Raw genomic sequence first — 9,683 nt, forward strand, 5'->3', positions numbered from 1 at the left:
ATCACTGTTTGTTTAACAAATAAAATGGTGGTTTACACATGATTTCCTATGAATACGGTTTATTTTATCACATCACATAAATGCATGTAGCGAATAATATTTTGAATTATTTTCCATTTGAATTCAGGTTGTACTATTATGGTGAAAACAGCCTCGTTTCCTCCATATTTTTAACTCATTCATCCATAAGAAAAAGTTAAATCATGTTGAAAAAATTCGGAGATGCTATGGTTTCAATTCAATTCTGGAATAAAATCCAGGACAGGATGCTAAAGGTATTCTATGCCCATTCCACCTTCCAACGCGCATATCCTTTCGTTTTGAAAAAAATGGGTCTTTGTTCTACCGAAATAGTTCATTAGGCTTATCGTGAAGAAAATTAGATTGGGTCCAATGTTGTGATTTTGTTCACAAATATGTAGGCGCACGAGGGAGATATATGAACTCTTTTTATGCTGATTAGTGTACTGTGAATATATACAAATCATATGATAAATAACAGCATAAAAGTACAAAATCACACAAAAAGTGTATTCACTTATTTGCGTGATTTTCTGCTTCGGTGCGTTCTAATATAATTAGGAAATAGAGTGCTGTTAGCTTTGGAATTCATACAGGCAATGATATGATGGGTAATACAGATATAGGGCTTCACTTACTCGACAGTCAGTTTGGAGGATTATAGGATGGGAAAACCAAAAAATACGAAAACCGCAGCGGCTTGGTCGCTCGTTATTCTGGGAGCGGGCTTTGCAGCGATGTTGCCTTTTCAGCAATATGGCTGGGCTCGGTTGTTAGCAGGTGCTTTCGAGGCCGGGCTTGTCGGAGGACTGGCGGACTGGTTCGCCGTCACCGCATTGTTCCGTCACCCGCTGGGCATTCCGATTCCACACACAGCACTTCTTCCCAAGAACAGGGACAAGCTAACGAGTACCTTGGTGAGTACGGTGGAAAATAACCTGCTTAATAAAGACAGTATCGCATCTAAAATTGCCGATATCCGGCTGGCCGATTTGATGCTGGATGGTGTGGAAAAGGGCTTGCGCACGCCAGAAGCGGCCGCATCCATAGATGTTCTCGCCAAACGACTGGTCCGGTCGCTTCCGCTTGCGGAGCTGGCCCCGGTAATTGCGGCCGAGATCAAGCGGCAGGTGACAGACTTCGACGCCGGACCGCTGCTGGAGGCGCTTGCCCGTCAAACCAGTGAGAAGGGCTATGACCGCCGCGCGCTGGATTACTCGCTGGAGCAGGCTGAATCCTGGCTTTTGAAGCCGGAAACGGGCTACACGCTGGGTAGCTTGGGAATGCAGGCTATTAGCGGTTTGCAAGTGAGCGGGCTGATGCAATTCGCCCTGAATGCGTTCCTTGGCTATCTGAACGAAGAGCGCATGGGTGAAATGATTCGCCATTTCCTGCTGGATCAGGTTGCGGAGCTGCAAAGGGAAGAACATCCACGTCGTCAGGCCGTGCTGGATGGTCTGAAAACACAGCTGACCCGTCTGGCGACGAAAGATACGGTTCAGGAAGGCTTGAACAGCTGGAAAAACAACCTTGTGGGAACCTGGGAAGGCGATGCGTCGGTGCTTCATAAGATGGAAGAGCTGCGCGTACGCTTATTGGACTATATGGAAGACGGCAGCTATGTGCCGACCAACATTTTGCCGCTATTGGATCGGATGCTGGCTGATTTGAGAGGGAATACCGAGCTGCTGGACAAGATCAATTCTAGAATTGTGGCAGGCATTACCGGGCTGGTGGAAGCCAACCATAGTCGAATTGGTAATCTGGTACGCGAAAATGTAGATAAAATGGATAACGATTCCCTGATTGCTCTGATGGAGGACAAGCTGGGGCAGGACTTGCAGTGGATACGTATTAACGGCGCGGTTACGGGCTTCCTGATCGGTATTGTCCTGACAGGTATCCGTATGTTGATCGGTTGATTCATTAGAGAAGAAAATGCTACAGATAAGGTTGTGGAAGCATGAGACTTTGGCACGAAGAGTTGATCGACAAGCTGCCGCGGCCGCAACTGCTGGGGCAACACCGCGAGTGCTGTGCACTGCGTGGGAACGGGTGGGGAAAGCGACATGCTACGGTTAATTATGTGTTCGACTATCACCCGATGCTGCTCGTCCGCTACCATAAGCTCATCATGGACGAAATGAAAAGTCGCGGTTACAACGTTGATCCGCTATGGGAGCAGCCGTTGTATCGCGGCAAGCAGTGCGAACCGTGGGCGACAGAGCTTGGCGAGGAACTGGAAGCTGTCGGCGCGTATGCGGAGCATGACGATGCTTATATGCAGGAATGCCTGGATAATCTGGCCTCCAAGGGTATTCTGATCTTGGAGCAAGGTACAGGAAATTTAAGAAATGGATCGAATGTATAAGTACATGATGACTAAACGAAAAATATTCCTGATTACGGTGTTATTTGTGTTTGTGATCACTGGTTTCCGTATGCTGTGGTTTCATTATTATCAAGGACAGGGGTATCCCGAGGCCAAAAAAGGAGTATTGGACTTGCGGGGCTGGGAATTGCAGGGCCGTGAGACTATTCCGTTAAAGGGAGAATGGGAATTTTATGCAGGGAATCTATCAAATCCGGATCTTTTAAAATCATTACCAGCGAAGGAGCAGCAATGGATTCGTGTTCCAGGAAAATGGAATGCTGCTTTGCATTCACCTGATTCTACTGCATATGGCTTCGGGAGCTATCGTCTGTTAATCTTGGTTGATCCCCAAAAAGCACCACTGTACGGGCTTCGAATTCCGTCGATTTACACCGCATCCAACCTGTTTGTAAACGGGCGGTTGATAAATAGCGAGGGCCAGGTGGCCGATCATCCTGAACAACATACAGGAAGTTTCTCCCCTTATTCTGCTGCTTTTGAAGCGCATGGAAATTCTATTGAAATTGTTATACAGGCATCCAACTTTGATTTCCCCGCCAACGGAGGAATCATGAAGTCCATCATTTTCGGAAGCTAGGAGGCTGTTAACTACCGAACTAATTTTTCAATTACTATGCAGATGATCGTATGTATTATTTTGCTGCTCCATGGAATGTATACGGGTGCCATCTTTTTTATGGCGTCTCGTAAAAAGCTGCTATTCTATTTTTCAGGTATCGTGGTGTGTACCGTTTTAACCATCATGATGAACGATGACAAGCTGTTACTGAGCGTGTTTCCGCTCAGTTTGGAGCTTTCACTTAAAATACATTTGCTTTCCTATATGGGCAGCCATATATGCATACTCAGGGTTGTGCAGTTACTATTGGGCAGGTCCAGAATTGTTCAGACTGTTTCGTGGGACAGTGTATTTTTGCCATCCTGATTTTATTTATACCTTCACAGGAAATCCGTTCTTATCTAATGTTGATAATGGTGTTTCAGGGAAGTACGTTTGGTGTCATCATTCCCTTGTTTGCCTTTCTTAAGATATTCAGAGGTCAAAAAGACGCCATATTTCTATTGCTAGCTACCATAAGCGCCGGCTCCAGCATATTGTGGGGCGTTTTCAAAATGATATGGTGGAATGATCTTCCATACTACCCTTGGGATGTCGTGCTGTCCTTCCTGGGCTTCGCCTCATACTGGTTCAAGCACTTCTTCCAAACGAACACCGAACTGAGAAGTTTGTCGGACAGATTGCAGCGAGCTGATCAGGTTAAGAATGATTTTCTGGCGAATACCTCACATGAATTGCGAAATCCTCTGCACGGAATGATCAATATAGCGCAGTCTGTGCTGGATAATCAGACCCATACCTTGGATGAACGGAACAGGAGCAACATGCAGCTGCTCATCACCGTGGGTCGGCGGATGTCTCTGCTGCTTAATGATTTGCTTGACGTAACGCGCCTGCGAGAATGGGATATTCGCCTGGAAAAACGAAGTTTGAAGCCCCAAGGGGTAGCTTCCGGTGTACTGGACATGCTCCGGTTCATGACAGATGGTAAATCGTTGGAAATGGTTATCTCGATTCCAGATCATTTCCCCAATGTGCTGGCGGATGAGAATCGGCTGGTGCAAATCTTCTTCAACCTTCTCCATAATGCGGTCAAGTATACGAATGCAGGAACGATCTCGATTCAAGCAGATATTCGGGACGGGATGGCCCATATCCACGTTCGGGACACGGGAGTTGGCATGGATGAGGAGACGCAGCAGAGAATATTCCAGCCCTATGAACAGGGAACGTCACACTTGACGGTGATTGGAGACGGGCTGGGACTGGGGCTAAGCATCAGCAAGCAGCTCATTGAGCTGCACGGGGGAACCTTGAGGGTTCACTCTGAGGTGGGAAAAGGTTCGGTCTTTACCTTCACTCTTCCTCTGGATCATTCCCCTGTAGTCGGTGAGATACCAGGAGATGAGGGGGCTTATATGGAGTATGCAGCGAGCGCTGCTCCTATACTGTCCCCTAAAAAGGCCGTTATGCCAGTCGCAACGGCAACGGGTACTCCAAGATCCAGAATATTAGCCGTCGACGATGATCCTGTGAACCTGAAAATTCTGGAGGAAATTCTCGTTACGGACGCCTATGATATAGTCACCGTTACCAGTGGTGAGGAGGCTTTGCGGATACTGGATCATCAAGAATGGGATCTGATTATAGCGGACGTGATGATGCCGCAAATGTCTGGTTATGAATTAACTCGTCGTGTGAGGGAGTACTTCGCAATTTCCGAGCTTCCTGTTCTTTTGTTAACTGCACGTAGCCAGCGGAAGGACTTGTATACAGGCTTTTTAGCAGGGGCTAACGATTATATTACGAAGCCTGTGGATTCATTGGAATTAAAGTCAAGGGTTCATGCCTTGACGGAAGTGAAGAGATCCGCAAGTGAACGACTTCGTATGGAGGCTGCATGGCTGCAGGCACAAATCAGGCCGCACTTTTTGTTTAATACCTTGAATACGATCGTGAGACGGATGGAGCAAGAATGATCGTTCTGATCGAGGAATTTGGAAAATACCTAAGAGGAAGCTTCAATTCCCGAAACCTGGATCGTGTCGTTTCACTGGAATATGAGCTGGCACTCCTTCGATCCTATCTGTATATCGAGAAGGAGCGCTTTGGAAACCGATTGAATATCGTCTGGGAAGTGGATGAAGAGTTGAGCCTGCATCTCCCGCCCCTTTCGATCCAGCCACTTGCGGAAAATGCCGTTAGACACGGCATTCTGAAGCGTATCCGTGGAGGGACATTGCATATTCGTATCACGGATCATGCGAAGGGTACAGAAATAGCAATCTCAGATGATGGAGTGGGTATGGATCAGGAGAAGCTGGACAATATACTGACCCATCAGGATAAAGAAGGAGGAGTCGGTTTGCTAAATACAGATCGGCGCCTAAAGCAAATGTACGGTGACGGACTGCATATCAGCAGCCATCCCGACCAAGGAACAACCGTCAGCTTTCATATTCCCCACGTGCAGAAAAAAGAAGACTGACGGCTTTTGTCAAGTACGGATATCATGCAGGATCGGCTGGAAAAAGCACGCTTCTGCATGATATCCGTATCATATATAGGTTGCAGCTTGTTAGTTGACGCACGCAACTAGACATGCGTCATTTTCCATCGATTATACCAATCGGTGATCTGTTCATTTGGCTTCACATGAAGTTCTTCCCATAGAACGGATAATAATAAATCATACCACTGGCTAACCAAGGTATCCTTTTTCATATCCGCATATATTTTCATCAAACCCCAATACGCATCCTCTGCTTGAGGGTGTCGGTTACAGATATCCTCATAAAGCGAGATAGCTTTGTCAGGCTGAGCGTTTTTGTTATACCATTCTCCCATTTTTAATGAGGTGGCTATCCACATTTTTTGAAGTCTTTGACGTTCGCTTTCAGCCCACCAATAATCGTATTCTTGTAAATAATCGCCTCTGTATAGCTTCATTATTTTGGTATAGTCATCAATCGTTTCCTGGCTAATCGGCGGAGCAGACGTCAGGCTGTACTCCCATTCCTCTTTATCCAGTAGTATGTTTGTCGTATTCAGAATATATCCGCCGCTGGTATTATCAATTTTTAAATAGTCCTTATAGGGGCCCATAGCTTTTCTGAGGTAATAAGCAGCAGTATATAAAAGAGAGTAAGCCTTCTCCTCATCATGCTCCGACCAGAGCAATTCAATCAGTGCTGATTTTCGAACCAACTGGTCATGGTGCAGAAGCAGGTATAGAAACAACTCCTGTGATTTTTTTGTTCGCCACTGTATAGCCGTTAACTGCTGATCTGTTAGTTCAACCGCGACTTCCCTGAAGACTTGTAACCGGAGAGGAGGATCACTGGAAGGCTGGAGCGCAGGGTGACCATCACGTTCCAGAATACGGTTTAGGGTCTTAATGAGGCGATCTGTGGTGACTGGTTTGATCAAATAATCCAGTGCATTAATTTCGAAGGCCTGAATGGCATATTTATCGTAGGCCGTTACGAATACAATATGGAGACGAGGCTTTTCAACCTGAATTTGCTTTGCTAGCTCAATGCCGTTCATTTCAGGCAGGCTTACATCCAGAAAAGCTACATCTATATTTTCGAGAAGAATGTGCTCTTTTGCTGCCAGTGGATTCATAAATGAACCTACTATATGTATGTTTTCAATTTTACTAAATAAACGCTTCATATAATCTAAAGCCAGCTCTTCATCATCTAGAAGAATAATTCTTGTGAATTTATCTGATCTCCCCACAAATAGTCTACTCCTTTTTAAGCGGATACATACCATTATATATGATAACTTAGCTCCAGATATAAACAAAAGTATCGAAATAGAAAAAATTTTAACGAATCATTATGATCACATGAAACAGGCGGGCTGTGGCATATTCATGATTAAGATGAAATGCCGCAAGCCCGCCTGTTTGTTATTTTGTTATGTTCCAGTGTCATTGTCTAATAGGGGGATAATTAGTTACAGAATCCAGCGTGTGATCTGTTCCAGCGGCAGTCTGGATTTTCCCCGCTTGGGTTCATCGGCCCGATAACCAAAGGCAGCGATGACCGAAATATCCAGCAGTCCGTTCTCCAACAGTCCTTCTTCCTCCAAAATGGCATGCACCTGATCGTAGTTAAATCCCTCAATCGGGCAGGAATCAATGCCGATCTGAGCCGCCGCGGTCATCATATTGCCCAAGGCAATATAGGTTTGCTTGGAAGCCCAGTCGAATAACGTACGTTCGTTTTCCAGCAGGCGTTGATTTTCACCCTGAAAGATTTTATATCGGCCCGGCAGTGAGGCAAAGTCTTCCTCGGACATCCCTTTAATCTCTTTATACATATACTCCACATACGGGGAATCATAACGAACATCCTTGCGTGCCAAAATCAGGACAACATGGCTGGCAGCAGGGATCTGTTTTTGGCCCCCGCTTGAAACCGCAGCCAGCTTTTCTCTCAATGCCTGATTTTGTACGACCACAAATCGCCACGGCTCAAAACCGACAGAGCTTGGGGAAAGTCGTCCGGTTTCGAGAATAAATTGAAAATCTTCCTCCGGTATGATGCGATCAGGATCGAATTCCTTGGTGGCATGTCTGAACAGAAAGGCATCCAGAATCTCCTGTTTTTTAGCTGATGTATTGGACATGAAGTGTACTCCTTCCGTTTTGGGTTAAGTTGGTGCTCCATTTATTTTCTGCTACTATAATGAGAGCTGATATCGAATGTATAGTCATCATATAAAAAGTTTTTCGCAGGAACAAGTACGCACATATTTGTTCCTTGTCATAAGTCTGAGATTTCGGGTCTACAATCGGTAGAAAGAAGGGGAAACCATGACGCAAGAGATGGAAAATACAGTCAGCGTGAACTTTGGATGTCCGGTAGCGAAAACCGTAGGGGTTATCGGCGGAAAATGGAAGGGAGTCATTTTATATCATTTGACCACGGGACCGCGCCGGTATAACGAAATTCGACGAACCTTGCCCAATATTACGCAGCGTATGCTGACCCTGCAACTGCGTGAGCTGGAACGTGACGGTATCGTACACCGTGAAATCTATAACGAGAATCCGCCGCGTGTGGAATACTCGCTTACTCCGTTGGGGGATACGTTGAGGCCGTTGCTGGATTTTATGAGAGAATGGGGTATCTTCTATGGGGAACAGACCTGCGAGCCGGTGGCGGCAAATTCCAAGTGTGGGGAGCCTTCTTGTTGAAGTGAAAAATGGAAAGCCCGTTGATGATCTCATGAGCTTCGCATGGAAGATGCATGAAATTCATCAGCGGGCGGAATAAGAGCGAGACGTTATTGTGAGGTTTACTTATTTGAACTCGATAGATTCGTTCATCTTCGTCCAGGCAGTTTCTCCGATGATGCCCAGCCGCCAGATGGCGATGCCTTTCAGGTCATAACGTTTGGCCAGACCGATCTTGGCGTTGACGGTGCTGTCTTTTTCGCTACCCATAGAGATGCCTAAAATCAACTTGTCCCGCGAGGTTTCCTTCAAGGCCAGTCGAATGGCTTCGTCCACTTTATCGAGTGGCTCAGGCGTTGCCTTTTGTCCGTAGTCATAGGCCATGATGATCAGATCGTCCGCCAGATTACCCAGCGTCTTGTAGTCGTAACCTGAGTAAGAGCTGTTCAGCGGGTGCAGGACGACAGTGAGCTTGAGTCCGGCCTGATGCGCTTTGGCGGACAGCTTTTGGATGAAGGCGTTGTAGTCTGAACGCGCCTTGGCTTTATCTCCGCTCCAGCCCAGCCCCTCGAGATCCAGCGTGATGCCTTTAAACTGCTTGTCGGTGGCGGTGCTGACGATTTGTGAAATCGTCTGCTCCTGAAGCTGTGCATTTTCCAAAACTTTGGTCAGCTCGTGATTGCCATCTCCAGAATAGACCATCAGGTAAGGGGAAGTCCCCTGACCGTCTGCCTCCTGTACAATGGACTCTGGTGTCACGGTGTCGGCGGCTTGAGGCCATTTGTATTCCTTGCCGCTGGTCGTAAATTGTCCGTTCGCATCAATTCGGCTCCAGCCGAAGGCTACCGCGTTAAAATCCGGTATTTTGGATTTTTGGTCGAAGGAAGATAGCGCATAAAATCCCACTGTATACATAGGCTCACGCGGCGATGTAATGGATACTGTCCGCGTTCCCTGATTCCAGTTGACCGTGGCTCCAAACTGCTGCCCGAAGAAGCCTAACGGAATCATTGTGCTGCCACGCACGGTTTGCGGTGCGGCTGTTAGTTGCACCGTTTGCCCGTCGACTGTCGCATTGCGGCTACCCATTTTCAGCACCACCTGCTTGGTTGCAGAGCCCTGTGATTTGGTAGCGGTAATGCTTTGGCTGGCTTGATCCCATTTCACCGTAATGCCAAGAGCCTCAGAAATAGCACGAAAAGGGACCATGGTCGTGCCGTTCATCATTGCGGGCTGTACGGGGAACGGTAACGGATATCCGTCCAGCACAATGCTGACCTGCCCCGCATTGGCCTGCGCCGAAGGGCTATAGATGCCTGCGGCGGCACTCAGAAAGATGGCGCTGGATAACAGAGCCTTATTTACGATTTTCATCTTATACTCTCCTATGCATCATAGATTACAAAGCTATCATGTTAGAATCGTGAGGTTTCTACCATTTTATCAAAAAAAATGATAGATAGGTTAATGTTAAGTTCGTACATACAGTTTCGAATTCTATGCAAAATACAAAAAAG

At 46.6% G+C, this 9,683-nt stretch carries 9 protein-coding genes; 6 read left to right on the plus strand and 3 right to left on the minus strand.

Going from position 1 to position 9,683, the window contains the following annotated elements:
- Positions 1–686 precede the first annotated feature (686 nt).
- The 5 genes from QD47_RS19860 to QD47_RS33340 all read left to right on the plus strand — a co-directional run bounded on the left by QD47_RS19860 (position 687) and on the right by QD47_RS33340 (position 5,463).
- Positions 687–1,943 (plus strand): DUF445 domain-containing protein, encoded by a 1,257-nt coding sequence (locus QD47_RS19860; RefSeq protein WP_044647752.1) that lies wholly within the window; start codon positions 687–689, stop codon positions 1,941–1,943.
- A 41-nt stretch (positions 1,944–1,984) separates the two neighbouring features.
- Positions 1,985–2,392, plus strand: a complete 408-nt coding sequence (locus QD47_RS19865; protein WP_044647753.1) for a TIGR02328 family protein — start codon at positions 1,985–1,987, stop codon at positions 2,390–2,392.
- Positions 2,376–2,993, plus strand: a complete 618-nt coding sequence (locus tag QD47_RS33330) for a hypothetical protein (protein ID WP_044647754.1) — start codon at positions 2,376–2,378, stop codon at positions 2,991–2,993. The genes QD47_RS19865 and QD47_RS33330 overlap by 17 nt, the downstream gene beginning before the upstream one ends.
- Positions 2,994–3,529: 536 nt before the next feature.
- Positions 3,530–4,954: an ATP-binding response regulator gene (locus QD47_RS33335; RefSeq protein WP_268794259.1), complete on the plus strand. Its 1,425-nt coding sequence runs from the start codon at positions 3,530–3,532 to the stop codon at positions 4,952–4,954.
- A complete protein-coding gene (locus QD47_RS33340; protein ID WP_268794260.1) occupies positions 4,951–5,463 on the plus strand; it encodes a sensor histidine kinase in 513 nt (170 codons plus the stop codon). Before QD47_RS33335 ends, QD47_RS33340 begins: the two co-directional genes overlap by 4 nt.
- A 107-nt stretch (positions 5,464–5,570) precedes the next feature.
- Here the strand turns inward: QD47_RS33340 and QD47_RS19885 are convergent, their stop codons facing one another.
- Together QD47_RS19885 and QD47_RS19890 are read right to left on the minus strand one after the other, a co-directional pair.
- Positions 5,571–6,719, minus strand: a complete 1,149-nt coding sequence (locus QD47_RS19885) for a response regulator (protein WP_052646817.1) — start codon at positions 6,717–6,719, stop codon at positions 5,571–5,573.
- A 222-nt stretch (positions 6,720–6,941) separates the two neighbouring features.
- Positions 6,942–7,616 carry an NAD(P)H-dependent oxidoreductase gene (locus tag QD47_RS19890; RefSeq protein ID WP_044647757.1) on the minus strand — a complete coding sequence of 225 codons (675 nt, stop codon included), beginning with the start codon at positions 7,614–7,616 and terminating at the stop codon, positions 6,942–6,944.
- Between the two features lie 187 nt (positions 7,617–7,803).
- On the opposite strand from QD47_RS19890, the gene QD47_RS19895 reads away from it, so the two are divergent.
- Positions 7,804–8,187, plus strand: coding sequence for a winged helix-turn-helix transcriptional regulator (locus QD47_RS19895; protein WP_044647758.1), 384 nt, complete (start codon positions 7,804–7,806; stop codon positions 8,185–8,187).
- A 105-nt stretch (positions 8,188–8,292) separates the two neighbouring features.
- Here the strand turns inward: QD47_RS19895 and QD47_RS19900 are convergent, their stop codons facing one another.
- On the minus strand, positions 8,293–9,540 hold the full coding sequence (locus QD47_RS19900; RefSeq protein WP_044647759.1) for a stalk domain-containing protein: 1,248 nt from the start codon (positions 9,538–9,540) through the stop codon (positions 8,293–8,295).
- Between the last annotated feature and the right edge of the window lie 143 nt (positions 9,541–9,683).

This window comes from Paenibacillus terrae (genome assembly GCF_000943545.1).
In the GTDB taxonomy this organism is placed as follows: domain Bacteria; phylum Bacillota; class Bacilli; order Paenibacillales; family Paenibacillaceae; genus Paenibacillus; species Paenibacillus terrae_A.